Below are 25,712 nucleotides of genomic sequence, written 5' to 3'. Positions count from 1 at the left end.
CGCAAGGGCCCTGTCCATGGGATGATTCAGGAGATAAGGTTAACAGACCTGTTCCGGCATGATGGCAGGATGAGGGCGGTATGAAACGACGACAGTACAGGCGGCAGATCAAGCGGCGACGGGAGACCTGGTGGTGGCACTATCTGCCCCTGCACAGGGAGACGGTTGGCGGTCATCTGGGGCCGGCAGTGGATCCTGCCGGCAAGGATTAATCCACCCCGTGTACTTTGTTCAGGGTCACCTGACCGAGCTGCCCCATCTGGCGGCGGATCCAGGCCGAGCGCTGCTGCACATAGGGGGAGGGGGGCTGGACCCGGTAACGCCAGGGATTGGGCAGGGCCGCGGCGAGCAATGAGGCCTCGTAGCGAGTCAGGCGGGCCGCTGGTTTGCCAAAATAGTGCCGTGCGGCCGCCTCGGCGCCATAGATGCCGGGGCCGAACTCCACGATGTTCAGATAGACCTCGAGGATGCGGGACTTGTCCCAGCCGAGCTCCATCAGCAGGGTGAACCAGGCCTCTATGCCCTTGCGCAGGAAACTGCGATCGCTCCACATGAAGAGATTCTTTGCCGTCTGCTGGCTCAGGGTGCTGGCACCGCGCACCCGCCGGCTCTGCTGGTTGTGCTTGAGGGCCGAGCTGATGGCATCCATGTCAAAACCGTTGTGCTCGGCGAAGCGCTGATCCTCGGCGGCGATCACCGCGAGCTGCAGCTCTTTGGATATCTGCTCGAGGGGCACCCAGCCATGCTTGACCTCGGCCACCTTGGCGGGGGGGAAGAGCGCCCGCTCCAGGCGCCAGGTCCACATGGGCGGGTCGATAAAGCGCAGCAGCGCCACCGAGACGATGGTGCTGAGCACAGCCGCCAGCAGCAACTTGACGACCCCGCCAAGTAGGCGGCGCATCAGTGGCGGCCGCACGGGGGCGGGCTCCCAGTCGTAGTGGCCAGGATCATCGGGGTCGGGAATTATTGGGGTAGCCATTCGATGTGGCAGAACTTCTCGTCGACACGGCGGGAGAGCAGCATGCGGGCGAACAGGTGCTCATACTCTTCTTCGGCGTTGCCAAGGCCGACCCAGATCTCGGCATACTCCTCATCGTTCACGGCAAAACCCACGTCCGCTTCCCAGTCATCCGCAGGATCGCTCTCTGCCAGCAGGCCGTGATTGTTGAACTCCTGGTTGAACAGGGCGATTTCGTGCTCCGGCAGGTTGTCGGAGGCCAGCTCCATGAAGAGTTCGAGGGCGGTGTCGAGCAGTTCCTCGACGCTGTGCATTTCGTCGTTCAAAGACATAAGCGGTCTGTTCCAGATAGAGGGGAAGATGCCGAAATGGCATGGCCGCATGGCGGCGGGCGATATTCTAGCTGGCCCCCGCGCCCTTGGCGAGACGCGCCGCTTCGAGGGCAATAAAAAACCGGATCCTGGCAACGGATCCGGTCTTCATTGGGGGAAGGGGTCACGCATGGGGCGTCAGCTCATCCCTTCTTGTTGTCGTCGGCGAAGGTGATGTTGAGCTCAAGGACGGACAGCTCATCACTCTTCTGATCCAGCTGGACGGTGATCTTGTCCGGATCGATCTGCACATATTTACGGATCACGTCGAGGATGTCCTGCTTGAGCTGGGGCAGGTAATCCGGCCCCCCTCTGGAAGAACGCTCGTGAGCGACGATGATCTGCAACCGCTCTTTGGCCAGTTGTGCGGTGTTCTGTTTCTTGTTGGAACGAAAATAATCCAATAATGACATGCTTAACTCCCGAACAGTCGGCTAAAGAAGCCCTTCTTCTCTTCTTCCAGAAAACGAAAATCCTTGGTATCGCCGAGCAGACGCGCCACGGCATCCTCATAGGCTTGACCGGCGTCTGACTCCTTGTCCAGGATGACCGGTTCCCCCGAGTTGGAGGCGCGCAGCACCGCCTGGGACTCCGGGATCACCCCGAGCAGTTTGATGGCCAGGATCTCCTGCACATCCTGCACGCTCAGCATGTCGCCACGGCTGACGCGAGTCGGGCAGTAGCGGGTGAGCAGCAGGTGCTCCTTGATGGGATCCTCGCCACGCTCGGCGCGGCGGGACTTGGAGGCCAGGATGCCGAGGATGCGGTCGGAGTCACGCACGGAGGAGACTTCCGGGTTGGTGGTGACGATGGCCTCATCGGCGAAGTAGAGCGCCATCAGGGCGCCGGACTCTATCCCGGCGGGGGAGTCGCAGACGATGTAGTCGAACTTCATTTCCGCCAGCTGATCCAGGATCTTCTCCACCCCTTCGCGGGTCAGGGCGTCCTTGTCCCGGGTCTGGGAGGCGGGCAGGATGAACAGGTTCTCGGAGCGCTTGTCCTTGATCAGCGCCTGGTTGAGGTTGGCCTCACCGTTGATCACGTTGACGAAGTCGTACACCACGCGCCGCTCGCAGCCCATGATGAGATCCAGGTTTCTAAGGCCAATGTCAAAATCGATGACCACCGTCTTGTGGCCACGCTGGGCCAGGCCGGTGCTCAGAGCCGCGCTGGTGGTAGTCTTGCCAACGCCGCCTTTGCCCGATGTAACGACTATGATTCGCGCCATTCTCGCTTCCTTGTAACTCTATTTGATACGGTCTATACGGAGTTGTTCGTTGTCCAGCCGGATATGGACTGGCTCTTGGATAAGGCCTGCCGGCAGCGCATCGCTCAGCTGGAAAGTGCCGGCGATGGAGAGCAGCTCGGCCTGTAATTGCTGACAATAGATGCGGGCCCGGGCATTGCCCTTGGCCCCCGCGATGGCTCGGCCACGCAGGGCGCCATAAATATGGATGCTGTCATCGGCGATGACTTCGGCCCCCGGGCTTACCGACCCCAGCACCACCAAAGAGGTGCCGGCGGCGTAGAGCTGCTGGCCGGAGCGCACCGGCCCCACGTGCACCTTGCTTGCCAGCAGGGGCGCCGGCTCGGGCTGAGGGGCGGCCTCGATGACGGGTTCGACCGGCTTGGGCGCCGGGGCGGGTTCGGGTTCCGGCTCGGCCTTGCGGCTCTTGCCGGAGACCATGACCGCGAGTCCTGCCGCCTTGGCCGCCGTCTTCATCGCCTCATCCTTGGCCCCCGTGATCCCGACCAGCACGAAGTCTTCCGACTCGACCAGCTCCCTGAGCTGCTCGAAATCCGGAATGGCCGCGAGCCGTTCCACGTTGATCACCAGGGGGGCGCAATTAAAAAACTGGGGGGCCAGGGCAACCTTGGCCGCCAACAATTGACGGATCCGCGTCGGATTGCCATCGCTGAGATGCAACACAGAAATAGTGAAGGTAGTCCCTTTCAATTCGTTATCGCGCTCAACCATGAATCTTCCCCGAACCGAGACGGTAATCCGTTATTGTTATTCATTTTCCGATGTTATAGTTTGCCACCATCAGAGGCAATAAACCGATGGGATTATATCAATTTCCATGTTGTGTGCAGTCTATAAAAGTCGCAAAAAAGCCGAGACCTATCTCTTTATTGAAAGGAGAGAGGACTTTTCCCGGGTGCCAGAGGCACTGATGAGTACCTTTGGCCGCCCAGAGCTGGTCCTGATGACCAAGCTGGACCCGGCCAAGCCCCTGGGGCTGGCCTCCACCGAGCGGGTGATGGAGGCGCTCAAGTCCCAGGGCTTCTACCTGCAGGTGCCGCCGCCGCCGGAGAATCTGCTGGAGCAGCACAAGGCGCAATTAAAGGCCTCATCCTGATGCGGGGTCGGCTGGCGCTGTTATTGCTAAGCGGTGTATTGAGCATGCCGCTGCAGGCCAGACCCGACTTCGACGTCTATGTCACCACCCTCAAGCAAGAAGCCGTAGCGGCCGGTATTTCGGCCGCTACGGTAGAGGCCGCCTTCTCCGATATTCGGCTCATCGAGGTGGCCATCAAGCACGACAAAAACCAGCCTGAATTCAAACTGACCCTGGATACCTATATTCCTCGCGCCGTGCCCCAATGGAAAGTCAATCAGGCCAGAGCCTTATATCGCCAACATTTGCCGCTGCTCACGAAAATAGGTCGGGAATATGGGGTGCAACCCCGTTTTATTGTCGCCTTGTGGGGCATAGAAACCAATTTCGGTAAATTGACCGGCAATTTCCCCCTGATATCGTCTCTGGCGACTCTGGCCTGGGAGGGGCGCCGTGAGGCCTTCTTCAAGGGGCAGCTGTTCGATGCCTTGCGTATTATCGAGCAGGGTCACGTGACCTCGGAGGCCTTCAAGGGATCCTGGGCCGGTGCCATGGGACAGGTGCAGTTCATGCCCTCGTCTTTCCTGAAATACGCGGTGGATCAGGACGGGGATGGCAGAAAGGATCTGTGGGGAGATCTCGCGGATGTATTTGGTTCGGCAGCCAATTATCTGCACCAGAACGGTTGGCGCGAAGATGAGACCTGGGGCAGGCGAGTGCGGGTGCCGGACTCCCTCGACCCGGCGCTCTTCGGGCTTGAGGTTCGCAAGCCGCTGTCGGCCTGGCAGGCCCTGGGGGTACGCCAGCAAGACGGCTCCCGGCTTCCCAAGGCCGATATGCAGGCCTCCCTCATCCGGCCAGACGACGTCCATGGGCGCAGTTATCTCGCCTACGACAATTATCGGGTGCTGCGTCACTGGAATCGCTCCCCCTATTTCGTGGTGGCGGTGGGCACCTTGGCGGATCGCATCCTGGAATAAGTGGAGTGGCAGGCTGGGGGCAAGCGGGTGATATAGGCTGCCTCGTTCCGAAATATCGGGCAGCGAGGTGCGGTGCTTTGGCGAGCCTTATATCGGGGAATAGCGGGCAATAAAAAAGGCGGGGGATCCCGCCTTTTTCTATTTCATTGTCAGCCGAGTGGCTTATTCGCAGGCAACCTGCATCACCTTGATGGCCAGGCCACCGCGGGAGGTTTCACGGTACTTGGAGTCCATGTCCTTGCCGGTGATGTACATGGTCTCGATGACCTTGTCCAGGGAGACGCGCGGCTTGGAGGTGCGACGCAGGGCCATGCGGGAGGCGTTGACGGCCTTCATGGCGGCGATGGCGTTGCGCTCGATGCAGGGCACCTGCACCTGGCCGGCGACCGGATCACAGGTCAGACCCAGGTTGTGCTCCATGCCGATCTCGGCGGCTTCACAGACGTGCTCCGGGCTGCCACCCATCAGCTCGGTCAGGCCGGCGGCGGCCATGGAGCAGGAGACGCCCACCTCACCCTGGCAGCCCACTTCGGCGCCGGAGATGGAGGCGTTCATCTTGTAGAGCATGCCGACGGCGGCAGCGGCCAGGTAGAAGCGGGTGTACTCGTCGCGACCCACCGGCTGGATGAACTTGTCGTAGTAGGCCAGCACGGCCGGGATGATGCCGGCGGCGCCGTTGGTCGGGGCGGTGACCACGCGGCCACCGGCGGCGTTCTCTTCACTCACCGCCAGGGCGAACATGTTGACCCAGTCGACGATGTTCATGGGATCGTTGGACAGGTTCTCGTTGGTGGTGAGCTGGCGGTAGAGCGGCGCGGCGCGACGCGGTACCCGCAGCGGACCGGACAGCACACCCTCGGTGCGGCAGCCACGTTCGATCCCCTCGCGCATGGTGGTCCAGATCTTGCCGAGTTTCTTGTAGATCTCTTCCGGGGTGTTGAAGCACTTCTCGTTCTCCAGCATCACGGCGGAGATGGACAGACCGGTCTGACCGCAATGGGCCAGCAGCTCGGCGGCGCTCTTGAAGGGGTAGCGCACGGCCATGGCGCCGCTGTCGGCCTTGCCGAAGTTCTCTTCGTCGACGATGAAGCCACCGCCGATGGAGTAGTAGGTCTTGCTGTAGGCGACGGTGTCTTCGATGAAGGCGGTCAGCTTCATGCCGTTTTCGTGCAGGGGCAGGGCCTCGTCATGGAACACCATGGCGTCGCGGGGGAAGCTGACGGTGTGGCAGTGCAGGCCGATGGGCAGGCGACCGGTCTGCTCCACGCGGGAGATAAATTCGGGGATGCCGTCGATATCGACATTTTCCGGCAGGTTGCCGGCCAGACCCATGATGATGGCGGTGTCGGTATGGTGGCCTTTGCCGGTCCAGGAGAGAGAGCCGTAGACGTCGACCTGGATCCGGGTGATGTCACGGATCTTGCCGCCAGCACGCAGTTCATCCACGAACTGTTTGGCCGCCTTCATGGGGCCGACAGTGTGGGAAGAGGAGGGGCCAACACCGATTTTGAAGATATCAAAAACGCTGATCATGTAACAATTACCTCAGGGTAGAAGGGGGCGCCATGCCCGCTCGCAGAAATTGGGGTGATCCATGGGACGGGTCTGTCGTCACAAAAGGCCAATGAACCAGCTGGGTGTAGTCTAACGGTTCAATGCCTAAAAAAAGTTGAAACAGATCTATTTTTGTTGAATTGACGGCGCGAGTATAAAATTAATTTTGATGGTTATCCAATTTGTTAAGCGCCTGGCAAACGTTTCGCAAAAAAATACCCGGACGCGCCGGGTAGATGAGTGTCAAATGCCGCCAAGTTACCTGGCGTTAACATTCGGTGATGTTGACGGCGAGGCCGCCACGGGCGGTCTCCTTGTACTTGGTCTTCATGTCGTTGCCGGTTTCCCACATGGTCTTGATCACCTTGTCCAGCGACACCTTGTGCTCGCCGGTGCCGCGCAGGGCGAGGCGGGCGGCGTTGATCGCCTTGACCGCCCCCATGGCGTTGCGCTCGATGCAGGGCACCTGCACCAGGCCGCCGATGGGATCGCAGGTCAGCCCCAGGTTGTGCTCCATGCCGATCTCGGCCGCATTCTCGACCACGGCCGGGCTGCCGCCCTGCAACTCGGCGAGGGCACCCGCGGCCATGGAGCAGGCGACTCCCACTTCCCCCTGACAACCCACCTCGGCCCCCGAGAGGGAGGCATTCTTCTTGTAGAGGATGCCGATGGCGGCGGCGGTGAGGAAGTAGTGCATCAGCAGCTCGTCATCCACCTTGCGCACGAAACGATCGTAATAGTGCAGCACGGCGGGGATGATGCCGGCGGCGCCATTGGTCGGCGCCGTCACCACCCGGCCACCGGCGGCGTTCTCCTCGTTGACGGCCAGGGCAAAGAGATCCACCCACTCCATCACCATCAGGGGATCCTTGTTGAAGTTGGTCTCCCCGTTGAGCTGACGGTAGAGGATGGGAGCGCGCCGCTTCACCTTGAGGCCGCCGGGCAGTACCCCCTCGCTGCGGCAACCGCGCTCCACGCAGCCCTGCATCGCCTGCCAGATCTTGCGAAGGCCGGCCTTGATCTCGGCTTCGCTGCGAAACACCTTCTCGTTGGCCAGCATCACCCCGGAGATGGAGAGGCCGCTCTCCTGGCAGTGGGCCAGCAGCTGGGCGCCGCTCTCGAAGGGGTAGGGGACGGGGTGAGCCGCATCGAAGCGGGCCGCCTCCTCTTTCGCGTTGGCGAAGTGGCTCTCCTCGATGATGAAGCCGCCGCCGATGGAGTAGTAGGTCTGCTCGAACAGCAGGTCATCCCCCTGGAAGGCGCGCAGGGTCATGCCGTTGGAGTGGGCGGGCAGGGTCTTGCGCCGGTTGAAGATGATGGCGCCGACCCGGGGGAACAGGCTGGCCTGTTCGTCCCCCAGGCGCAGGCTCTGGCTGTGTTCCACCTGGCTGAGAAAGTCCGGAATGGCCTCGATGTCGACGGATTCGGGATCGAAACCCGCCAGCCCCAGGATGATGGCCTTGCCGGTGCCGTGCCCCTTGCCGGTCTGGCCGAGGGAGCCGTAACACTCGGTGACGACCCGTTCGGTGCGGGAGAGGAGGCCGGCCTGCCTGAGTGCGTTGATGAAGGCACAGGCGGCGCGCATGGGCCCCACAGTGTGGGAGGAGGAGGGGCCTATCCCGATGGAAAACAGGTCGAAGACACTGATCATGACGTACTCCGATTATGGATTTCGTCTAAACATTGTAAATTTTTTGTAGTCGATGGAAAGAGGGGAAATGGCGGCTTGTGATAAAGGTGCACAAATGGGTGAGCATGGGGGGGAAAGAGGCCACGAGGGCCGCTGGGGCGCCTCATGGCAACAGTTTGACGGGCCTAGTCGAGGAACTCGCACAGATAGGCGGTGGGTATCTTCACCTCCAGCTTGAAGGAGGAGTGGCCGGGCACCTCGAAGGATTGACCCTGCTGATAGGTGGTCCAGGTGTCTTCATCGGCCAGCTGGATGCACAGGGCACCCTTGACCACCGTCATCCGCTCGGGGGCGGCGGTGTTGAACAGGTACTCTCCGGCAGCCATCACGCCGACCGTGGCTTTCTCGTTTTTTTGCTCGAAACCTATGGATTTAACATTTCCATCGAAATACTCGTTAACTTTCAGCATCTTTTCTTCCCTGTATGCATGATTGACGGGTCAACGTAGCACATCTTTTCGGCTCTTGTCATGATGAAATGGGGAAAAATCTGGATGCATCCAATGAGTCTGCATTTTATCAATAAGATGTTAAATGCGCGGTGTTCAGGAAACGGGATGTTAAACGCAGAATAAATATGAGATAAAACGCGGCCTCAGGGTAATGGGGCATTTTTATTACCCTGGGTAGTGAATTGCACTAGGAAAGTGTCAATAGTTGCTCATTTAAGGAACATTCTGTGTTTAAGAAAGGATTAATCAAGAACATTGGCTTCCAGGTCGTGGTCGCCATGATACTGGGGGCCATGGCCGGTGCGCTCATGGGCGAGCAAGCCACCGTCTTCGCGCCCTTCGGTACCCTCTTCATCCAGCTCATCAAGATGCTGGTGATCCCCCTGGTGGCGGTGGCCATTTTGTCCGGGGCCGCGAACCTCGGCGCCAGCCCGGCCGCGGGCAAGATAGGGGCGACCACGCTCGCCTTCTTCCTCGGCACCTCTGCCCTGGCCGTGCTGCTGGCCCTGGTGATGGGGCAGGTGTTCAAACCCGGGGTCGGGGTCGACTTTGGCGCAACGGCCGCCATGTTCACCGGTGACTACGCCGACAAGGGCGCCCTGCCGGATGCGGTCGCCACCCTGCTCGGCATGATCCCCACCAACGTGTTCCAGTCTCTCAATGAGGCGAACATTCTGCAGATCCTGGTGTTCTGCATGTTCCTCGGCATCGCCCTGGCCAAGCAGCCCCGCGAGCGCGCCAAGCCCATCACGGACGGCCTCAACACCCTGGTGGACGCCTTCGTCTGGATGATCAACAAGGTGATGCTGATCGCCCCCATCGGGGTATTCGGCCTGATGGCCGACGCCATCGGCACCTATGGCTTCGACGTGCTGACCCTGGTGCTCAAGCTGTTCCTGGTCTATGTGGGCGCCATCCTGATCTTCGGCTTCGTGGTCTATCCGCTGCTGATCGCGCTCCTCTCCAATACGCCGGTACGCAAGTACTTCTCGGCGATGAAGAAGCCGCAGATCGTCGCCTTCTCCACCGCCTCCTCCATGGCGACCCTGCCGGTCAACATGGAGACCTGCGAGCAGGAGCTGAAGGTGACCAACGCTACCGCCTCCTTCGTGCTGCCCCTCGGTGCCACCATCAACATGAGCGGCAACGCCATCTATTACGGCTTGGTCGCCATCTTCTTCGCCCAGGTCTACAACATCGACCTGAGTGCCGGCGCCTGGGCCGCCATCATTCTCACCTCCACCCTGGGGGCCATCGGTCAGGCCGGGGTGCCGGGTCCGAGTTTCCTGGTGGTGGCCGTGCTGCTGGCGGCGGGGATCCCCATCGAGGGTCTGCCGCTCTTGTTTGCGCTGGATCGCCTGTTCGACATGATCCGCACCGCCCTGAACATCACCGGGGATGCGGCCTGCGCCGTCATCGTCGATCGCTTCAGCCCGGATTACGATCCCAACCGCTGGAGCAAGGACGCCTGATCGGGTGTTTCACCGAACCATAAATGCAAAAGAGGGAAGCGCTGGCTTCCCTCTTTTTTATGGGCGCGGTTCTCGACAAAAAGCGTCAGGGGATCGGAAGGCTAGAGCTGGGCCAGCGCCTGCTGGCAGCGCTGCTCGGCGGCCTCGAGCTCCAGCAACACCATCTTGATGTCCTCCAGCTGCTGCTGCAGGGTCTCCCGCTTGTCCGCTACCAGTCCCAGCATGGTTTGCAGCTGAGTGCGGCTGCTCTTGTCCGCATCGTAGAGATCGAACAGATCGCGAATGTCCGCGAGGCTGAAACCCAGGCGCTTGCCGCGCAGGGTCAGTTTGAGGCGCACCCTGTCCTGGCGGCTGTAGATCCGGGTCTGGCCCTGACGGGTCGGGTTCAGCAGCCCCTGATCCTCATAGAAGCGGATGCTGCGGGTGGTCACATCAAATTCGCGGGCCAGCTCGCTGATGCTGAAGGTCCGCACGTCATCCCTGGATTGGGTCATGGTGTTGTCATCTGGTTGTCAAGGCTGGCTGGCACCTTACCCAAACGTCAACTTCCCTGCAACTCTTGTTCCCGCCCCGTCGGCGGCATATGTTATCCCTATGTAACGAAAGGAGAGAAAGACTGATGGATATTGTCATCGTAGCGGCCAAGCGTACCCCCATGGGCGCCTTCCAGGGGGCCTTGAGCGGCCTGAGCGCACCCGAACTCGGCGCCTGCGCCATCTCAGCGGCCATGACGGCCGCCGGCCTTCGGGGCGAGCAGGTGGATGAGGTCTATATGGGCAATGTGCTGAGCGCCGGACTCGGTCAGGCGCCAGCCCGTCAGGCGGCGCTCAAGGCGGGCCTGCCGGACAGCGTGCCCTGCAGCACCCTCAACAAGGTGTGTGGCTCCGGCATGAAGGCGGTGATGCTGGCGGCGGACAGCCTGCGCCTGGGGGATACCAGGGTGGTGGTCGCCGGGGGCATGGAGAGCATGAGCCGGGCGCCCTATCTGCTGGACAAGGCCCGTACCGGTTACCGCATGGGCCATGGGAGCTTGCTGGATCACATGTTCCTCGACGGCTTGCAGGATGCCTACGAAGGGCAGCTGATGGGCCATTACGCCCAGGCCAGCGCCGATCGGGCCGGGTTGACCCGTACCGACATGGATGCCTTCGCCATCGCGTCTCTGGAGCTGGCCCTGGCGGCCCAGCAGAGCGGCGCCTTCGGGGCTGAATTGACCCCCGTGCAGGCGGGGGAGCAGTTATTGCTGGCCGATGACGAGCAGCCGGGCAAGGCCAGACCGGACAAGATACCCGGCCTCAGGCCCGCGTTCAGCAAGACGGGCACCATCACGGCGGCCAACTCCAGCTCCATCTCGGATGGGGCCGCGGCCCTGGTGCTGACGCGCTCCGACACGGCCGCCGAGCTGGGCCTGCCCGTGCTGGCGCGCATAGTCGGCTATCAGAGCCATGCAGCCTTGCCGGCGGAGTTCACCAGCGCCCCGGTCGGCGCCATCGACAAGTTGCTGGCCCGGGTGGGTTGGTCGGTGGAGGAGGTGGATCTGTTCGAGGTGAACGAGGCCTTCGCCATGGTGAGTATGCTGGCCATGGCGGGTTGCCACATTCCCCATCAGAAGCTGAACGTGAACGGCGGCGCCTGCGCCCTGGGGCATCCGCTGGGAGCGAGCGGTGCCCGTATCCTGGTGACACTTACTCACGCCCTGCGGGCCCGTGGCCTGAAACGCGGGGTGGCGAGCCTCTGCATCGGGGGCGGGGAGGCGACCGCCGTGGCCATCGAGATCCCCTGATAGTCAGAGCTGAAGCACGCCCCGCAGCAGGCATAAGTCTGCTGCGGGGCGTGCTAACATTCAGATATGCTGCAGTTTAGTAATATCCCTTCGTTAATATCGGTCAATCCTTTATGTAAAGAATGATCAGGCTACCTTGCCAGTTTTCCTGGTGATTCATGAAGGGACTCTTAGGGGCCTTTCGTGCTGTCGCAGCCCTGCCGGTTTTCCTCTTAGCAATACACCTATCAAACCTCAAGGCGATGAGCGGTTCTGTAACTCGAGCGTCCCGCAATGGGACGTTGTCATGGGAGTTTTCAAAGATGGGAGTGTTGTACCAGAAGTCAGTCCGCCCCCGCCATGGCTTGTAGTTGCTGGTTGACCCAGGCGGTGGCGCTCAGATAGAGGTAGCTGACTTTCTCCTCGCTCAGACCGAGGCGGGCCGTGCTGGCCACGATCCGCTGCCAGTCCGCATTTTCGTAATCTTCGCAGAAGCTGAGATAGAACCCCAGATCCCCCTGGCGAGCCAGCAGGGCGGCGCGCACCTCGTCGGTGAGGGGGATGGAGTCTATCAGTGAGGCCAGCGGTTGCCCCATGAGCACGTCCTGCAAGGAGAGCAGACCGGTGAGAAAGGCTTGCTGTGCCTGCGGGGCCGGGGCATGGGTGTGGGCAAGCAACTCACAGAAACGGGCCCGGATCAGGGACATCTGATAGAGCTCGGCGCTCTTGTCATGGCCCGTGCTGGTGGCGGCGACCAGCGTCACGAAGCGTTTTAGCTGGGTGTGGCCGAGATGGTTGGCCGCCTGGCGAAAGGAGGTGATGGGCGGCGCCAGAGGCTTCAGATTGTTGACGTAATGGAGCAGCTTGAGGGAGAGGGAGGCATCCTGATCGAGCAGCCGCTCAATGTTGTTCAGATCTGGAGGGGTCTGATTGACCTCTTGCAGCAGTTGCACCACCACCAGCTGATCCGGCGGCAGGGTGGCCTGCTGTACCAGCTGTGGCCGGCTGAAGAAGAAGCCCTGAAACAGTTTGACCCCCAGGGCCTTCATCCGCTCGAACTCCTCCTCGTCTTCCACCTTCTCGGCGAGATAGGTGAGGGGCAGGTGTCGATGGGACTGGATGAATGACTCTATCTTCGCCAGAGCAGTGGCCCGGAGATCGAACTTGATGATATGGACATGGGGCAGGAAGCGCTCCCAGGCTGGCGAGAGGGTGAAATCATCCAGCGCCAACCGGTATCCCAGCTGATGCAGCTGGACAACCTTGGCCAGCAGGGCATCGTCGGGAATGGCATCTTCCAGGATCTCGATCACCACCTTGTCCTGGGGCAGGCACTCGGCCAGCCCGTCCAGCAACAAAGAGTAGGGAAAGTTGATAAAGCAGGGGTGACCGCCGAGCAATTGATCGATGTTCTGGTGCAGGAACTGTTCGACCACCAGCCTGGCGGTCGCCTGCTGGGAGGAGATATGAGGAAACACGTTGTCCAGGCTGTCGCGAAACAGCAGCTCATAGGCGTGGGTATTGAGTTCACTATCCAGAATGGGCTGCCTTGCAACATAGGAATACATGTCTCTCTCCAACATGGGCTCTGGCTAGATTCTATGGGCAAGCGGATCACTATGCCAGCGCGACGCCGTGCCAAGGGTCAGCAACTGGCAGAGTGATTGGCGAAAAAAGCCCTATCAGAAGAGATAGTTGAGTTGCAGGCCGGCCAGCCAGGCATCCCCTTCCGAGGTGCCCTGGAAGGTGGAGGTGGTCTGGGGCACGCCGGGTTTGAGCTGCATGGTTTCGCTCACGTCCACCTTCTTGCCATCGAGCAGGGTCAGGCCCAGATCCAGGGAGAGGTTCTTGTCCAGCTGATAGCCGACGCCGGCGCTGTACCAGATCCGATCCGAGTCGGGAATGGAGATGGTGCGGCGATTGGCAGGCACCGGGCTGCTGTCATAGGCGATGCCGGAGCGCAGCTGCCACCTGGGATCCAGCTGATAGGTGAGACCCAGGGCATAACGCCAGCTGTCTTGCCAGTGCTCGTCCTTGATGTGCATGGTGCCATAGTGATCGAGCCCGGCCTCGAGCTGAACGAACTTGCTCCAGTTGGTCCAGTTGATGCTGGAGTGCAGCGCCAGGGCGGGGGTCAGCTGATGGAAGAGAGCCAGCTCGGCGGTGGCGGGCAGGGGCAAGTCCAGGCTGCCGGTGTCGGTGAAGGTACGGCCCTGCAGATCGGTGCCGATGGCATCCCCTGAGAGGGTCAGGTTGACGTCGTGACGGTAGGAGAGGCCGACGCGGGTCGAGGGGGACAGCTCGAGCAGGGTGCCCAGGTTCCAGCCAAGGGCCCAGCCATCTCCCTTCAGGTGCTTGGCAATCTTGTTGTTCGACGGGAAGGTACCTCCCACTTCCCCTTCACCCTGGATGGCAGAGAGGCCTGCGCCGACAGACCAGACCGGATTGATGCGATAGGCCAGGGAGGCGCCGAGATCCACCGTCTTGATGTCGGAGACATTGCCGAAGTGGCCGGCGTTGTAGTTGTCCGGCATCTGGACGCCGAGGCCATAGTAGGAGGTGGCCGCCAATCCCAGTCGCCACTGTTCGTTCAAGGGGATGATGAGATAGAGGTTGGGCACCCAGGCATCCCCCGCGATGTCGTGGGCACTCGCATCCAGATTCACCGGCCCCATGGCGGTTGGCACCCGGGTCGTGCCTTCGATGTTGACATCGGGGTGGATGTAGATGACGCCACCGGAGAAGGCGGTGCGATCGAAGCGGGTCATGGCGGCGACGTTGCGCGACAACACGCTGGCATTGTCGGCGATGGCCGCTTCGCCTGCGAAGGCGCGACCAAGGCCGGTGGCGGACTGCTCAGCCAGTTGGAAACCGGCCGCCTGGGCCTGGGCTGACGCCATCAGCAGGGCGATGAGGGAGAGCTTCATGTTCGGGTGCATTGCTTGTCCTTGGGATGAACTTGGGGTTCATTCTGTTTTTCGGTTGGGGGCGGGATTTTATATGGTACGACCAGTAAGGCAACGGGGGCGGGGCGGCTTTGGGCAAAACGGGATTAAATGCTGAGGGAAGGTGGGCTAACAGTTTGATAAAAAACAAAAAGCGTACATCTGTTTGCTACAGCTGTACGCTGAATCCGGGGGCCGGTATAAAAAAAGAGCGCCCAAAGGCGCTCTCTTTATAGTGGGACAAATCAGAACTTCATGTTGAACTGGGCAGAGGCCAGCAGGGCGTTGCCGTGGGAGGTCCCCTTCCAGCGCAGTGCATCACTGTGGCTACGCATGCCTTCGTTCACATCCACTTCCTTGCCGTCCAGGTAGGCCATGCCGAAGTCGACGCTCATGTCCTGATCGATGTGGTAGGTGGCACCGGCGCTGTACCAGATACGGTCGGAGTCAGGAATGCTCAGGCTGCGGTATTCCGGCTCGATGGGGCTGTTGTCATAGGCAAAGCCGATACGGGCTTCCCAGGACGGGTTGACGTACCAGGTGCCGCCGAGGGCGTAACGCATGGCGTCCTTGAACTTCTCGTCTTTCTGCAGGCAGACACCGCCGGCACAGCCGTTGCTGGTGGCCTTCAGCTCCTGGAAGGCGCTCCAGTCGGTCCAGTTGACGGAGTAGTGGACCGCGAACTGCTGGTTCAGACGATGGTAACCGGCGAACTCGGCCTGAGCCGGCAGATCCAGCTTCAGGTTGCCATCGACCACACGGTTGCCGGAGGTGGCACCCTGGAAGTCACCATCGAAGCTCAGGTCTACCTGGGAGCGGTAGGTCAGGGCCAGGCGGTTGTTCTCATTGATCTCGTACAGGGTGCCGACGTTCCAGCCAAAGCCCCAGGTGTCACCCTTGAGGTGGGCCAGACGGGTGTCAGCGTTGGCGCCAGGCAGGGCAGCGGCCAGGGCACCGGCGTAGCGGTTCAGCTCGGCCTCGGCATAGACGGCGTTGATACCGGCACCGATGCTGAAGTTGGAGTTGATGCGGTAGGCGATGTTCGGGTTGATGTTGAAGGTCAACAGCTCGGTATCACCGGCGCCAGCACCGGCCGCGAAAGTCTTGGAGTATTCGGTGGAGAGGCCGTAGTTGGAGAACAGGCCAATCCCCCAGGCCCACTGATCGTTCAGGGGCTGGATGAAGTAGGAGGCCGGTACGAAGGCATCCGGCGCGATATCGCTTTCGCTCGCATTGCCCCGATTGAGGGGACCCGCGTAGAGGTTACCTTCTACATCCACATCGGGCTTGATATAGGTGCCGGATACGGACACTGCCATCTTGTCGAAGGTGGTCATGGCGGCCGGGTTGCGAGCCAGTACGGATGCGTTATCCGCAACGGCCGCTTCCCCGGCGTAGGCGCGACCCAGGCCGGAGGCCGAGTGCTCGTTCAGCTGGAAGGCAGCAGCAAAGGTCTGGGTGCTGGCCAGGGTGACGGCCGCGGCGATCAGGCTTTTCTTGAAAAAGGCAGTTGTCATAGTGTTCTCTCTTGTAAGCAGATTTTCTGTCGATATCACGGCTCTTTGGCCGCTATACACGACAAGATCTGTTGTTATTTAAGCTTCTTCCCATTCACTTCTGGCGTGATTCTATGGATCTGGTAGGAGGTAAGAAATCAGACCAGTGACAGCAGAATACATAAAAGTTTCCATTGTGTTAATCATTTGTTTTAACTTGGCGTTTTATTAATCTGATTTATTCATTATTGGGTAATAAATAGTCTTTTGGTTTCATTTGTGCCACTCAAATTAATTTGTAGTTTTGTGACTTCAAGCGGGCATTGAGCGGGGAATTGCGGGGATGTGGAGAGGAACAGGCAGACAAAGCGCTTGTCTGCCTGTGGGGATGACGCCACGAGGCGGGCGTCAGCCCGGGTTAAGGTCTGTTAAATGGACCAGTGCAGATGGGACTCCAGTTGCTTCGCAACCGGGGCGAGTGGCTCCTGCATGTCACCGATCAACACCATGTTGGCTCCCTTGAGCGGCAGTATCTCCCCCTTGAGGCGACCATCCTCAAAGTCGGGTTGCAGGGTGAGGGGGACATGCTTGGGCACCAGGAACAGGGTCACCGGCCCCATCTTGCCCTGGATCACCATGTGCAGAGCCGGTCCCTGATAGAAGGCGCAGTGATTGACATAGGTCACCTTCATCCCGTCCATGTCCATCAGGGTGGCGCCGTACTTCTCCATCTTGGCGTTGATGGTCTGCAGGCTCACCTTCTCGTCCACTCCCTCGATGAAGGGCTCCTCCCCATAGACATGAGCCATGGCCACCTGGGCGAGGGAGAGCTCGGCCGGGGCCGGTGTCGGCCAGCTCAGCCAGCGGGTACTCATGCCCAGCAGGAACGCCACGGACGCCGCCATGGCGAGGGATCGCCACTGGCTGCGAACCACGGGGGGCGGCAGGGGCACCACGACCTCATCGTCGGCCTCCATCGCCTGCCGGAGCAGGATGCGCTCGGCCAGGCCGGGGGGCACCTCGACCTCGAGGGCGCGATGCAGATGGCGATCCATCTGCTTCATCTCCTCCAGATGCTTGCGATTGGCAGGGGAGTCCTGGGCCGCGACGAGGAACACAGGATCGGTGTCCGTCGGATGGGCAGTGGCCCGGCGGCGAAACTCAAGCTCATCCATTGTTGTGTCCTCTCTGTTGTGCTGCTGACTCCATGGCCTCTTTTATCTGGTTGCGAGCCCGAAACAGGCGGGTCATGACGGTGTTCTTGTTCAGGCCCAGTTGCTCGGCGATCTCCTCACCGCTGAACCCCCCCAGCACCTGCAGCAGCAGGGGCTCCTGATATTCGGCGGGCAGCCGGGCGATATGGCGCCTGAGCCACTCGTTCTCCATCTCCTGCTCGTTGTGCAGGTTACCCGGATCGCTCTGGGGGTGCTCGTCGAGATCCACCAGATCGAACTGCTTGCGCTCGAAACGCCTGGCGTTTTCCCGCCTGAGTATGGTGATGAGCCAAGCCTTGGCGGCCTTGTCGTCGATCAGGGTGTCGATCCCCTTCCAGGCGCGCAGGAAGGTCTCCTGCACCAGGTCTTCGGCGACCTGCGGATCCCGGCACAGCCAGTAGGCATAGCGGTAGATGTCTGCGTGCAGGGCATGGACCAGGGCTTCGTATTTGGTTTGTTTATCTGCCATACCCCCATAGACCGGTGTGGCCGAGGGATCCTTTCCCGTCCCCGCGCTTTTTTTTCTGAAAAAACCAAACGCCATTGCTGGACTTCCTTTTATCTGAGGTGGCTTGCTGCGTCTTCAGTCATGAAGGCGCGCCAGTTTCCTGAGGCTATAGGCTATCGCAAAAGTTTCGAAGGCGCACAGCCCCTTGGCGAGGGCCGACCAGCGGACCTGGGTTGTCGTGCTGGCGTCGGGGTCGGCAAAGCAGGCCCTGTCCAGCTCATCGAGCAGGGGACCGATGGCGGGATCCCGGTGGCAAGGCAGGCTGGAGAGATGCCTAGGTTCCTCGCCCCAGCGCAGCTCCCCCCAGCCGAGCGCCGCCCATCTGGCCGAGTCCGGCTCCTGGCGGGCCAGCGCCCTTTGCAGGCGCCAGAACGCCCGCCAGCGCGATTCATGCTTGCACAGGGTGCGCAGCAACAGGGCCCCCAGCACCCAGAACAGGCTGGTTCCACCGAGGGCGAGACGAGGGGTTACCTCATCCGCCGTGGCCTCGAACACCAGTACCCGGGCGGGCAGGCGGGCATGGTCGATGCGGCCGCTCTGGGTATTGAACCAGGGCAGCTCCAGGGCGGGCAGCGCATAGCGGCCGGGGGCCTGGGCGATCAAGGCCTGGCGCCACTGGCGCTCGGTGCGAAGCGCTCCCTTGGCGAGGAAGCGCTCCTGCTGCTGTTCCCCATCTGGCCTCATCGTGAGGCCGGGGGGCAAGGGAGTCGATGGCGGCAGCGTCAGGCGATTGCCATCCCCTCCCTCCATCACCAGGGTCAGGGTGCGGATCACCGGCTCCCCCGTCCGGGCGCCCGTCGCCGGGATGAACTGCTCGGTCAGCACCAGGCTGCTGGCCACCGGCTCCACCGGCGCCTTGTCCACCTTGATGAGCCGGGTGGCCGCCCGGGCGGAGATGGCCTCACTGCCGCCGTATGACTGGGGCAGGCGCCCCTGAAAACGGGGGGACTCTATCGGATGAAGCCCGGCCTCCTTGGCCTGCAGCAGCCACTTGCGGGTCAGCCGGCCGGGCATGCCTGGGCTCGAGGGGGAGTCCCACAGATCGTTGCCGAGGCGGCGAATGTTGAAACCCTCGCCGACCGGCTCGCCGAGGTTGGGGGCCTCCAGATTGGCGGGCAGCCAGAGGCTCAGCTCATAGATGAAGGGCTGCCCGGGGTAGAGGGGCCCCTGGTGCAATACATTGGCGGTCAGCTCTATGGGGGAGGGCAAAGGCACCGTCAGTGAGTCTGGCTGATGGCCGCTAGTGAGGGGCAGAGAGGGGGTCAGCTCGGTACCCAGCGTCAGGGCGGGCACCTGGCTTGCGCCACTCGCGACCCGGTGCAGGGGGATCTGCCAGCGGGTCAGGCTGGTGATCTGGGTGTTGACGCGGCTGATGCTGACCCGGCCAACGGCAAACTGGCGCAGCAGGGGGGTGAGATTGAGCTCGTCGCTGCGCCGCTCCCCGTCCGCCTCTATGATGAGCAGCCAGCTCCCCTCGCTCTGCCCTGGCAGCAGCTGCGCCCTGGGGGGGGCGGCCTGCGCCGGCATGGCGAGGAGACAGATCAGCAGGAGCATGAGGCGTCGCCAAGAGGGGAGGCGCGCCGCGGTCATCACCATGGATCTTCCACCTTGATCAAGGGTCGGCGCAGCGCCTCTTTGCGAAGCCGCTGCTCCAGCAGGAGCACGGGGGGAGCCGGGGGACGTGGGCGATCCGGGGTCGCATCCTGCTCCCGTGTCTCCTCCGGGACGCCGGTCCGGGGGCTGGGGGCCGCCTGGGGAGGTTGGGGGCGCAGCAGAGTCAGGTTGTGGAGTGCATCCTCATGACCGGGATCCAGGGCCAGGGCGGCCAGGTAGGCCTGCTCGGCTCCCCTGAGATCCCCGAGCTGCACCAGGGCGTTGCCCCGGTTGTAATGGGCGGTCGCGCTGCGGACGCGGCCATAGGCCGAGGCGGCGCGGGCGTAGTCACCGGCCCTGTACCAGGCGTTGCCCTGCCAGATAGGGTCCGCAAAGGCCCGGGCTGCGTCCAGATAATCTCCGCGCTGGTAGGCCTGCCAGGCCTCACCCTCCTTCACAGAGAGGGGTTGGGTCTGGAGCGGCTCGGCTTGCAGGGGCGGAGGAGTTATCAGCCCTAGCCCCAGACCCAGCAAGATCAACCAGGCCGAGCCGATGCGGGCCAGCAGGGCCAGCGGCAGCAGGGGGATCAGCAGCCAGGGGCCGAGATCCCGGGTTTGGCCCTCACTCGGGGTCTGGGTCATGGGCAGGGGGGCAAAGCGCGGCATCCCGGCCTGCAGCCACTGCAACGAGCCACCGAGTTGGCTGGCAAGCTGCTCCATGGCGCCCGGATCGGGGGCAGGCAAGACGCGGCCGAGACGAAGGTTCAGCCCAGGCTCGCTGGCCGGGGGCAGGGGGACGGCCTTGCCACCATTGGCCAGCAGAATATCGAGGCGGGGGCCGGCGGACTCCTGGCAGAACAGGGATCCCTGACAGGGCCACTGCGCAGCAATTTGCTCCATCTGGGGGGCAGAGAGACCATCGGTGATGAGCAGGAGCCGCGCCTGCTGGCCGGCGGGGATCTGGGAGAGCGCCAGGGCAACGGCCCGCTCGGGGGCGCTCCCTTGAATGGGCATGATGGCCGGGCGCAAGTCCGGCAGCAGCAGGGCGATGGCATCATGGTCGCGGCTGGGTGGCATGGCGAGGTAGGCGTCGGCGGCAAACAGGATGAGGGCGACCGGGTGCTGCCCGCTCTGGGCCAGCATATCTTGCAGCATCAGCCGGACCCGGGTCGCCCGATCCGGTTGCAGATCCTGGGCCAGCATGGAATCGGAGAGATCCAGCAGCCAGATGTCGGTGGCGGGACGGACGATGGGCTGGCTCTGCTGACGCAGGGCCGGGCCGGACAGGGCCAGGATGAGCGGCAGACAGGCCAGCCAGAGCCAGGGTCGGGGGCGGCCTTGCCGGGGCAGCAGATAGGCCGCCATGGCGGGGGCGAGCAGCGCGGCCTGATGGCGGCGGCGCCAGCCCTGCCACAGCCAGGGCAGCAGTGCCAGCAGCCAGAGCGGGCGCAACAGGATCAGCTCCATGACATCGCTCCCTTCATCCGGCCGTCACTCATGGGCGGCTCCCTGCTGTTGGCGTCGCAGGCGTGAGGGCCAGGAGAGGCGAGCGGGCCACATCAGCAGCAGCCAGGCCAGCGCCAGCGGCCAGGGATAGAGCTCCTGGCTCGGGCGATAGAGCACCTGAGGGCGGGCGACGGGCTCCAGGCTGTCGATGGCCTGGTTGATGGCCGCGAGATCGGCCTGGGAGCGGGCGCGAAAATAGCGGCCATGGCCGAGTTCAGCCAGCTGTTGGAGCAGGGGCTCGTCCAGCTCGGCGCTGGGATCCTGACTGCCGGGGGACTGGGCATCGGCGAAGGTACCGGGATCCGCCCCCACCCCCAGGGCATAGAGACGGATCCCCGCGGCGGCGGCCTGCCTCGCCTCGGTCAGGGGGTCCGCATTGCCCGCCGTGTTGCGACCGTCGGTCACCAGCACCAGGGCGGTGGAGCGGCCTGGCTCTGCATGCTGGCGAGCCAGTTGTATGGCCTCCCCAAGGGCCGTGGTGCGTCCTACCAGATCGAAGTCCAGCTCCCGGGAGAGGGTCAGCAGGGCCTCTGTCTCCTCGGTCAGGGGGGAGAGCAGGTAGGCGTGATCCGCAAACACCACCAGGGCGATGCGATCCCCTTCCCGGCCGCGGATCAGGGCCTGGATCTGCGTCTTCACGGCGCCGAGCCGGTCGCGCTGCTCCCCCTCGTCGAGCATGTCCTGGGTACGCATGCTGTCCGAGAGATCCACCGCCAGGATGAGATCCCGGCTGGTCTGGTAATGAGTGAGGGGCTCCTCCTGCCACTGGGGGCGACACAGGGCCAGCACCAGGGCGCACCAGCAGACGCTCATGCGCCAGAGGGATTGCCCCGCCTGGGGCAACAACAGGGGGAAGCCCTCGTGCCTGAGTCTGGCGAGGCCGCGTCGGCCGGTGGTGAGCGGCGGCAGTCCGAAGCGCACCAGTAAAGGCAGCACCAGGGCGAGGGCGAACCAGGGCCAGGCGAGGATCATGGGGTCTGCCTGCGAGGCTGGCGTGTGCGGCGGCCAGGGTGGCGCGGCGCACTGACACAGCGGCGCCCCCAGTGCAGGTAGGCACGGCGCAGCCGGGCCCGCTGCCCCTCATCGGGCTCCCCCTGGCCATAGAGCCACTGTGGCCACTCCCTGGCAAAGGCGTGAAACTCGCTGCCCCCCTGGCTATCCAGCCAGCTGAGCCAGGCCTCCCCCTGCAGGGGGCGCGCCTCGGGCCAGCGGGCCAGCGCCGCCTCTCGCAGCACGGCTTGCAGGCGGGGGATGAGATCCGGCCCCTGCCACTGCATCTGGCGGGCCCACTGGCGCTGGCGCCAGAGGGCCCTGGAGAGGACCGTGATCAGGCCGATGGCCAGCAGGGCGATCAGCAGCCAGCCGAGCGCCGTCAGGCGGGGATCCTGGGGGCTTGCCAAGGGGGCGCCAGGATGGATGTCCCGCAGCTGGGCCTGGATCTCGGCGAGCCGCTCTGTCGGGGCGGCGGATGAGAGGGGAGCCTCGGGGATCATCAGATCAGCCGGCATCCACCCTCCTGCCACTGGCGCTGCAGGGGCTTGCCGTTGTCGAGGCGATAGAGCCGCTGCACCAGGGGTAACAGCTGCCGCTGCCCGAGCTCGGCGATATCTTCCGCCGCCTCTTGATAGTCCCGCCTGAAGGAGGTGCTGCCCCCATCGAGCCAGCCGCTGCGTCTGCCGGCCTGCACCGCCAGTTGGCCCGCCTCCGGCAGCGCCGCCTCCAGGGGATCCCGGATCTGCCAGTAGTGGATGTCATGACGGCGGCCGAGCAGTTGCAACTGCTGGCGCAAGGCGGGCTCACAGGGTCTGTGATCCCCGATGAGGGTGAGCCTGGCCCCCTGAGGCAAATTGAGCCGGGCCAGGGTTTGCGCCAAGGAGTGGGAGACGGGGGCGCGATCCAGCCCCAACTCGTATTGGCGGCAGAGGGTTTGCAGCAGGGGCAGGAGGGAGCCGCGCTGGACGGCAAGGGAGCTCTCGGATCCGTGGCAGATCAGGGTGTTGGCCTGTGTCTCCCCCTGCCAGAGCAGGGCGGCGGCGAGCTCGCAACCGAGGCGTGCCTTGAGCTGCGGCCCCGAACCGAAATACATGGCGGGGGAGAGATCCAGCAGCAGCCAGTGGGCCTGATCCTGCTCCTCCCCATAGAGCCGGGTGTAGGGGCGGCCGAGGCGGGCGGTGACCCGCCAGTCGATGTGGCGCACCTCATCCCCGGCCTGATAGACCCGCAGTTCGCGAAAGCTCAGGCCAGGCACCCGTCCGAGCCGCCCCTGCCTCGCCTGATGCACCCGGGCCCGCGGGCCTGTTCTTGCCCAGAGCCGGATGGCCAGCAGACGATCCAGGGACAGGGCGATGTCCGGATGCTGGCGGGCATGCGCCTCAGCGGTCAGGGACATGGGTGCTGGCCTGGGGTGAGAGAGGGAGAACTCAGGGGCACGGTATCGCATCCAGCAGGAGGGCGATCAGCGCCTCGTTGTCGAGGTTGTCGGCGAGCGCCTGATAGCTGGGGATGAGGCGATGACGCAGCACGGCGGGGGCGAGCTGCTGGATATCCTCCGGCAGCACGAAGTCGCGCCCGGCGAGCCAGGCCCGCGCCCGGGCGGCCCTGGCCAGCCCTATGCTGGCCCTGGGGCTGGCGCCGACCGTGATAAGGGGTTCGAGTTCAGGGCAGAGGCCGCTACCCGGGCGGGTGGCGCAGACGAGTTGCACCAGGTAGTGCTCGAGGCGTGCCTGCATCTGCACCGCCAAGACCTCGGTACGGGCGGCTTGCAGATCGGCCTGACTCAGGGTCAGGGGCGGGGGAGCGACCTGCTCGCCCCTGGCATTGAGCTGCAGGATGGCGAGCTCCACGGCGGGGCTTGGGTACTCCACCATGAGTTTGAGCAGGAAGCGATCGAGCTGGGCCTCCGGCAGGGGATAGGTCCCTTCCTGTTCTATGGGGTTCTGGGTCGCGGCCACCATAAAGAGCGGCGGCAGGCGCCAGCTCTTCTTGCCCACCGTGATCTGGTGTTCCGCCATGGCTTCCAGCAGGGCGGATTGCACCTTGGCCGGGGCCCGGTTGATCTCGTCCGCCAGTACCAGGTGATTGAACAGGGGGCCGGGCTGGAACACGAAGCTCGCATCCTGGGGGTGAAACACCTCGCTGCCGGTGAGATCGGCGGGCAGCAGGTCAGGGGTGAACTGGATGCGGGCAAAACGCCCCTCCACGGCGCCAGCCAGCGCCTTGACCGCCCGGGTCTTGGCCAGACCCGGAGCCCCCTCGATCAACACATGTCCTTCACATAACAGGGCGATCAAGAGCCCCTCGATGAGGGGGCCCTGACCCAGGATCTGGCTGCCAAGATAGTCGCTTAGTTGTCTGAACCCGGTCGCTGCCATGAGATGAAGCCGTTGTTTTAATAGAAGTTGCTCTTTTTATACCCCAGATGTCCGACGAGGGCGAGGGAGGGGGCCAAGATGGCGGCAATTTAGTTTCAATCAGGCGTATGAAAGTTGTGATTGGATTGTTAAGATGTGGCGCAATGAGGTCAGACCTCTACCCTTCAACCCAAGGAGCCAGGATGAAACAGCCATTGAAACTGACGACACGCCAGGGCGAACGGATTGCCGTCGTGGCGGGTCTGCGCACCCCCTTTGCCAAGCAGGCCACCGCCTTTCACGGCGTGCCTGCGGTGGATCTCGGCAAGCTGGTGGTGAGCGAACTGCTCGCCCGCACCGATCTCGATCCCAAGCTCATCGATCAGCTGGTGTTCGGCCAGGTGGTGCAGATGCCGGAAGCGCCGAACATCGCCCGCGAGATAGTGCTCGGCACCGGCATGAGCGTCAGCACCGATGCCTATAGTGTGTCGCGCGCCTGCGCCACCAGTTTCCAGGCGGTGGCCAACGTCACCGAGTCCATCGTCGCCGGCACGGTCGACATCGCCATCGCCGGCGGTGCGGACTCCTCCTCCGTGCTGCCCATCGGGGTCAGCAAGTCTCTGGCCCGCGCCCTGGTGGACTTGAACAAGGCCCGCAACCTGCAGCAACGCTTCAATATATTGCGCCGTCTGCGCCTGAAAGACCTGATGCCGGTGCCGCCGGCGGTGGCCGAGTACTCCACCGGCCTCTCCATGGGTCAGACCGCCGAGCAGATGGCCAAGAGCCACGGCATCAGCCGGGAGGCACAAGACGCCCTGGCGCACCGCTCCCATACCCTGGCGGCGCAGGCCTGGGCCGAGGGCAAGTTGAGTGGTGAGGTGTTCACCGCTCACGTGCCCCCCTACAAGTCGCCGCTCGAGCGTGACAACAACATCCGCGAGAGCTCCGACTTGGCGAGCTACGCCAAGCTCAAACCCGTGTTCGACCGGTTGCACGGCTCCGTCACCGCCGCCAACGCTACCCCGCTCACCGATGGCGCTGCCGCCGTGCTGCTGATGCGCGAGGGGCGGGCCAAGGAGCTGGGGCTCGAGCCGCTCGGTTACATCCGAAGCTTCGCCTTCTCCGCCATCGATGTGTGGCAGGACATGTTGATGGGACCCTCCTACTCCACCCCGCTGGCACTGGATCGCGCCGGCATCACGCTGGCCGACCTGACCCTGATCGACATGCACGAGGCTTTTGCCGCCCAGACCCTGGCGAACCTCAAGATGTTTGCAAGCAAGGAGTTCGCCCGGGACAAGCTGGGCCGGGACAGCGCCATCGGCGAGGTGGACATGGACAAGTTCAACGTGCTCGGCGGCTCCCTGGCCTATGGGCACCCGTTTGCCGCCACAGGTGCGCGCATGATCACCCAGACCCTCAACGAGCTGCGTCGCCGGGGCGGGGGGCTTGCACTCAACACCGCCTGCGCCGCAGGCGGACTGGGGGCAGCCATGGTGCTGGAGGTGGAATAATGGAGA

At 63.1% G+C, this 25,712-nt stretch carries 26 protein-coding genes; 6 read left to right on the top strand and 20 right to left on the bottom strand.

Features of this window, described 5'->3' with window-relative positions; genetic code table 11:
• The first annotated feature begins 80 nt into the window (after positions 1 to 80).
• A complete protein-coding gene (locus ACRCYW_RS16825; protein ID WP_438551179.1) occupies positions 81 to 212 on the top strand; it encodes a hypothetical protein in 132 nt (43 codons plus the stop codon).
• Here ACRCYW_RS16825 and mtgA read toward each other — a convergent pair.
• From mtgA to minC, 5 genes are all read right to left on the bottom strand, one after another.
• Positions 209 to 916 carry a monofunctional biosynthetic peptidoglycan transglycosylase gene (gene mtgA, locus ACRCYW_RS16820; protein ID WP_438551312.1) on the bottom strand — a complete coding sequence of 236 codons (708 nt, stop codon included), beginning with the start codon at positions 914 to 916 and terminating at the stop codon, positions 209 to 211. The two genes, ACRCYW_RS16825 and mtgA, sit on opposite strands and share 4 nt — an antisense overlap.
• Positions 917 to 963: 47 nt before the next feature.
• On the bottom strand, positions 964 to 1,290 hold the full coding sequence (locus tag ACRCYW_RS16815) for an HI1450 family dsDNA-mimic protein (RefSeq protein WP_438551178.1): 327 nt from the start codon (positions 1,288 to 1,290) through the stop codon (positions 964 to 966).
• Positions 1,291 to 1,472: 182 nt separating this feature from the next.
• On the bottom strand, positions 1,473 to 1,742 hold the full coding sequence (gene minE, locus ACRCYW_RS16810) for a cell division topological specificity factor MinE (RefSeq protein WP_438551177.1): 270 nt from the start codon (positions 1,740 to 1,742) through the stop codon (positions 1,473 to 1,475).
• 2 nt (positions 1,743 to 1,744) lie between these two features.
• Positions 1,745 to 2,557 (bottom strand): septum site-determining protein MinD, encoded by an 813-nt coding sequence (minD, locus tag ACRCYW_RS16805; RefSeq protein WP_005331693.1) that lies wholly within the window; start codon positions 2,555 to 2,557, stop codon positions 1,745 to 1,747.
• An 18-nt stretch (positions 2,558 to 2,575) separates the two neighbouring features.
• Positions 2,576 to 3,307, bottom strand: a complete 732-nt coding sequence (minC, locus tag ACRCYW_RS16800) for a septum site-determining protein MinC (RefSeq protein ID WP_438551176.1) — start codon at positions 3,305 to 3,307, stop codon at positions 2,576 to 2,578.
• A 106-nt stretch (positions 3,308 to 3,413) separates the two neighbouring features.
• Between minC and ACRCYW_RS16795 the strand changes: the two genes are divergently transcribed.
• Together ACRCYW_RS16795 and ACRCYW_RS16790 are read left to right on the top strand one after the other, a co-directional pair.
• Positions 3,414 to 3,692, top strand: coding sequence for a YcgL domain-containing protein (locus ACRCYW_RS16795; protein WP_438551175.1), 279 nt, complete (start codon positions 3,414 to 3,416; stop codon positions 3,690 to 3,692).
• The gene (locus ACRCYW_RS16790) at positions 3,692 to 4,651 is read left to right on the top strand and encodes a lytic murein transglycosylase (protein ID WP_438551174.1); all 960 of its coding nucleotides are present in this window, start codon (positions 3,692 to 3,694) and stop codon (positions 4,649 to 4,651) included. Before ACRCYW_RS16795 ends, ACRCYW_RS16790 begins: the two co-directional genes overlap by 1 nt.
• Before the next feature lie 162 nt (positions 4,652 to 4,813).
• Here ACRCYW_RS16790 and ACRCYW_RS16785 read toward each other — a convergent pair whose 3' ends face one another.
• The 3 genes from ACRCYW_RS16785 to ACRCYW_RS16775 all read right to left on the bottom strand — a co-directional run bounded on the left by ACRCYW_RS16785 (position 4,814) and on the right by ACRCYW_RS16775 (position 8,305).
• Positions 4,814 to 6,184, bottom strand: a complete 1,371-nt coding sequence (locus ACRCYW_RS16785) for an L-serine ammonia-lyase (RefSeq protein WP_438551173.1) — start codon at positions 6,182 to 6,184, stop codon at positions 4,814 to 4,816.
• 289 nt (positions 6,185 to 6,473) lie between these two features.
• The gene (locus ACRCYW_RS16780) at positions 6,474 to 7,856 is read right to left on the bottom strand and encodes an L-serine ammonia-lyase (RefSeq protein ID WP_438551172.1); all 1,383 of its coding nucleotides are present in this window, start codon (positions 7,854 to 7,856) and stop codon (positions 6,474 to 6,476) included.
• 164 nt (positions 7,857 to 8,020) lie between these two features.
• Positions 8,021 to 8,305, bottom strand: a complete 285-nt coding sequence (locus ACRCYW_RS16775) for a pyrimidine/purine nucleoside phosphorylase (protein ID WP_438551171.1) — start codon at positions 8,303 to 8,305, stop codon at positions 8,021 to 8,023.
• Positions 8,306 to 8,574: 269 nt separating this feature from the next.
• Here ACRCYW_RS16775 and ACRCYW_RS16770 point away from each other — a divergent pair, with 269 nt between their 5' ends.
• Positions 8,575 to 9,819 (top strand): dicarboxylate/amino acid:cation symporter, encoded by a 1,245-nt coding sequence (locus ACRCYW_RS16770; RefSeq protein ID WP_438551170.1) that lies wholly within the window; start codon positions 8,575 to 8,577, stop codon positions 9,817 to 9,819.
• Between the two features lie 101 nt (positions 9,820 to 9,920).
• On the opposite strand, the gene ACRCYW_RS16765 is transcribed toward ACRCYW_RS16770, so the two are convergent.
• Positions 9,921 to 10,313: a MerR family transcriptional regulator gene (locus ACRCYW_RS16765; RefSeq protein ID WP_438551169.1), complete on the bottom strand. Its 393-nt coding sequence runs from the start codon at positions 10,311 to 10,313 to the stop codon at positions 9,921 to 9,923.
• A 125-nt stretch (positions 10,314 to 10,438) separates the two neighbouring features.
• Here ACRCYW_RS16765 and ACRCYW_RS16760 point away from each other — a divergent pair, with 125 nt between their 5' ends.
• Positions 10,439 to 11,602 carry a thiolase family protein gene (locus ACRCYW_RS16760; protein WP_438551168.1) on the top strand — a complete coding sequence of 388 codons (1,164 nt, stop codon included), beginning with the start codon at positions 10,439 to 10,441 and terminating at the stop codon, positions 11,600 to 11,602.
• 323 nt (positions 11,603 to 11,925) lie between these two features.
• Here ACRCYW_RS16760 and ACRCYW_RS16755 read toward each other — a convergent pair whose 3' ends face one another.
• The 11 genes from ACRCYW_RS16755 to ACRCYW_RS16705 all read right to left on the bottom strand — a co-directional run bounded on the left by ACRCYW_RS16755 (position 11,926) and on the right by ACRCYW_RS16705 (position 24,213).
• The gene (locus tag ACRCYW_RS16755) at positions 11,926 to 13,149 is read right to left on the bottom strand and encodes an EAL and HDOD domain-containing protein (RefSeq protein WP_438551167.1); all 1,224 of its coding nucleotides are present in this window, start codon (positions 13,147 to 13,149) and stop codon (positions 11,926 to 11,928) included.
• 114 nt (positions 13,150 to 13,263) lie between these two features.
• A complete protein-coding gene (locus ACRCYW_RS16750; RefSeq protein WP_438551166.1) occupies positions 13,264 to 14,520 on the bottom strand; it encodes an outer membrane protein transport protein in 1,257 nt (418 codons plus the stop codon).
• A 251-nt stretch (positions 14,521 to 14,771) separates the two neighbouring features.
• Positions 14,772 to 16,043 (bottom strand): outer membrane protein transport protein, encoded by a 1,272-nt coding sequence (locus tag ACRCYW_RS16745; protein WP_438551165.1) that lies wholly within the window; start codon positions 16,041 to 16,043, stop codon positions 14,772 to 14,774.
• A gap of 407 nt (positions 16,044 to 16,450) precedes the next feature.
• Entirely contained in the window at positions 16,451 to 17,197 is a 747-nt protein-coding gene (locus tag ACRCYW_RS16740) for a DUF3379 domain-containing protein (protein ID WP_438551164.1), read from the bottom strand.
• The gene (locus tag ACRCYW_RS16735) at positions 17,190 to 17,780 is read right to left on the bottom strand and encodes a sigma-70 family RNA polymerase sigma factor (RefSeq protein WP_438551163.1); all 591 of its coding nucleotides are present in this window, start codon (positions 17,778 to 17,780) and stop codon (positions 17,190 to 17,192) included. The genes ACRCYW_RS16740 and ACRCYW_RS16735 overlap by 8 nt, the downstream gene beginning before the upstream one ends.
• A gap of 39 nt (positions 17,781 to 17,819) precedes the next feature.
• A complete protein-coding gene (locus ACRCYW_RS16730; RefSeq protein ID WP_438551162.1) occupies positions 17,820 to 19,298 on the bottom strand; it encodes a hypothetical protein in 1,479 nt (492 codons plus the stop codon).
• 35 nt (positions 19,299 to 19,333) lie between these two features.
• Positions 19,334 to 20,701, bottom strand: coding sequence for a VWA domain-containing protein (locus ACRCYW_RS16725; RefSeq protein ID WP_438551311.1), 1,368 nt, complete (start codon positions 20,699 to 20,701; stop codon positions 19,334 to 19,336).
• 126 nt (positions 20,702 to 20,827) lie between these two features.
• Complete coding sequence (locus ACRCYW_RS16720; protein WP_438551161.1) at positions 20,828 to 21,814, bottom strand: VWA domain-containing protein; 987 nt, start codon at positions 21,812 to 21,814, stop codon at positions 20,828 to 20,830.
• Positions 21,811 to 22,350, bottom strand: coding sequence for a DUF4381 family protein (locus tag ACRCYW_RS16715; protein ID WP_438551160.1), 540 nt, complete (start codon positions 22,348 to 22,350; stop codon positions 21,811 to 21,813). Before ACRCYW_RS16715 ends, ACRCYW_RS16720 begins: the two co-directional genes overlap by 4 nt.
• Positions 22,335 to 23,231, bottom strand: a complete 897-nt coding sequence (locus tag ACRCYW_RS16710) for a DUF58 domain-containing protein (RefSeq protein WP_438551159.1) — start codon at positions 23,229 to 23,231, stop codon at positions 22,335 to 22,337. The genes ACRCYW_RS16715 and ACRCYW_RS16710 overlap by 16 nt, the downstream gene beginning before the upstream one ends.
• 31 nt (positions 23,232 to 23,262) lie before the next feature.
• Positions 23,263 to 24,213: an AAA family ATPase gene (locus ACRCYW_RS16705; protein WP_438551158.1), complete on the bottom strand. Its 951-nt coding sequence runs from the start codon at positions 24,211 to 24,213 to the stop codon at positions 23,263 to 23,265.
• 182 nt (positions 24,214 to 24,395) lie between these two features.
• Here ACRCYW_RS16705 and fadI point away from each other — a divergent pair, with 182 nt between their 5' ends.
• A complete protein-coding gene (fadI, locus tag ACRCYW_RS16700) occupies positions 24,396 to 25,706 on the top strand; it encodes an acetyl-CoA C-acyltransferase FadI (protein WP_438551157.1) in 1,311 nt (436 codons plus the stop codon).
• Positions 25,707 to 25,712 lie beyond the last annotated feature (6 nt).

Source organism: Aeromonas sp., from assembly GCF_051657805.1.
In the GTDB taxonomy this organism is placed as follows: Bacteria; Pseudomonadota; Gammaproteobacteria; order Enterobacterales; family Aeromonadaceae; genus Aeromonas.
Note: the sequence above shows the minus strand (reverse complement) of the source record. Positions and strands in the feature narration are given on the sequence as shown.